This is a genomic window from uncultured Campylobacter sp. (assembly GCF_937949835.1).
GTDB lineage: Bacteria > Campylobacterota > Campylobacteria > Campylobacterales > Campylobacteraceae > Campylobacter_B.
In genome coordinates this window covers 1-1,564 of sequence record NZ_CALEDC010000162.1, presented here as the reverse complement: position 1 = coordinate 1,564, position 1,564 = coordinate 1, and the positions used below count along the sequence as shown (strand labels likewise).

Here is a 1,564-nt window from a genome sequence, read left to right as displayed (position 1 = left end):
CAAGACCCAGCAAGATAATACCTATATTTTCAACCGAGTGGTACGCAAGAAGCGCTTTAAAGTCGTGCTGGCACAACGCGTATAAAACGCCAAAAAGCGAGCTGGCTGCTCCTAGGATCAAAACTGCAAGCCCAAAATAGATGCTTAGCGGCAAAAATAGCGTAAATTTAACAAGCGTAAAGAGTGCTACTTTAATCATAACGCCGCTCATTAGTGCGGAGACGTTTGACGGAGCCGCAGGGTGAGCTTGCGGTAGCCAAACGTGAAAAGGCCACATTCCCGCTTTTGAGCCGAAGCCGACCAAAAATAGCACGAAAGCAGCCACGGAAGCGCCCATCGGCATATTTACTTTTCCCCACTCTGCAAATTCGAAGCTTCCTGCGTAGTTTGCAATGATAAGTAATCCACAGGTGATACAAAATGCACCGATCTGCGCTATACCTAGATATACCATAACGGCTTTGAGCGTGCCTTTGCCATCGTTTACTATGATTAGAAATGACGAGATTAGCGTCATAAGCTCCCATAAAACAGCGAAGCAAAATACATTATCCGCACTGATGACTAAAAGCATAGATAAGATGAAGGTATTAAATAAACATGCAAAAACGCCGATATTTGCCTTTCCGATATATTCCTCGGCGTAGCTCATACCGTAAACGCTGCTTGCAAAGCCTATAAAAACGACTACGAAGCTGAAGAAGTTTCCAAGCGGACTTAAAGCAAATTTTGGCGCATATAAGAAAGTACCGCCCAAAACGAAGCTGTCGCTTACGCCCATATTGGCTACGAAATGACACATCGCGTAAAAACAGCTGATAGCACCTAATCCAAATCCCACCTTAACGGCAGTTTTTGGAGCGCAGTATAAAAGGATACTAATTACTGCACTGACGATAAATAAAGTATAGACGCTTATCATTTTGCGCCTCCTTCTTTTTTGGCGACGCAACTGATTTCGCCGTTTAACACGTCTTTTGCAAAAGCATTAGCCGCATCGTAGTCTATCGCAAAGCCCAATTTATGCTTACCTTCTTTAGGATCTATCATAATGATAGCGCTAGTTGGGCAAACCTCGACGCATGCAGGACCATTCTCGCGTCCGTTGCATAGATCGCATTTGATGGCGGTGCTTTTGGCGCCCGCTTGGCTTTCGATCTCGAGATAATACTTCGGCTCGACCGCATAATTTACTGACGGCATAAGCTCGGCATTCGAGCTGATCGCGCCATAAGGACAGGCGAGCGTACACATCTTGCATCCGATGCAAATTTCTTCGTGTAATTCGATATAGTTATTATCGAAGCGAAGCGCACCGGTAGGGCAGACGTTTGCGCATGGTCCGTCATCGCACTGCCTGCACTGCGTAGGCATAACGCCGTAAGCCTGTCTAAGCACGGTAAGTCGCGATTTAGCAAGCTTGCCGCGCTCGTAGGCACTTGAGTAACAGGCCGCCATGCACGTCGTGCAACCGATACATCGTTTGTAATCGCAGATTACAAATTTATGTTGTTTCATACCTTTCTCCTTGACTTAAGGAATTTTAAAAATTTTTTACTAAAAA

At 45.3% G+C, this 1,564-nt stretch carries 2 protein-coding genes; both read right to left on the bottom strand.

Going from position 1 to position 1,564, the window contains the following annotated elements; all coding sequences use genetic code 11:
- Nucleotides 1–922: proton-conducting transporter membrane subunit (locus Q0256_RS03525; protein WP_297960093.1), on the bottom strand; the 922-nt coding region annotated here is incomplete at its 3' end.
- Complete coding sequence (locus Q0256_RS03520) at nucleotides 919–1,518, bottom strand: 4Fe-4S dicluster domain-containing protein (RefSeq protein WP_005871891.1); 600 nt, start codon at nucleotides 1,516–1,518, stop codon at nucleotides 919–921. The genes Q0256_RS03525 and Q0256_RS03520, both read right to left, overlap by 4 nt.
- Nucleotides 1,519–1,564: the final 46 nt, after the last annotated feature.

Bases quoted from the DNA above. Each gene is read 5' to 3' on its own strand.
- Q0256_RS03520 (WP_005871891.1), bottom strand. From the start codon at position 1,518: ATGAAACAACATAAATTTGTAATCTGCGATTACAAACGATGTATCGGT.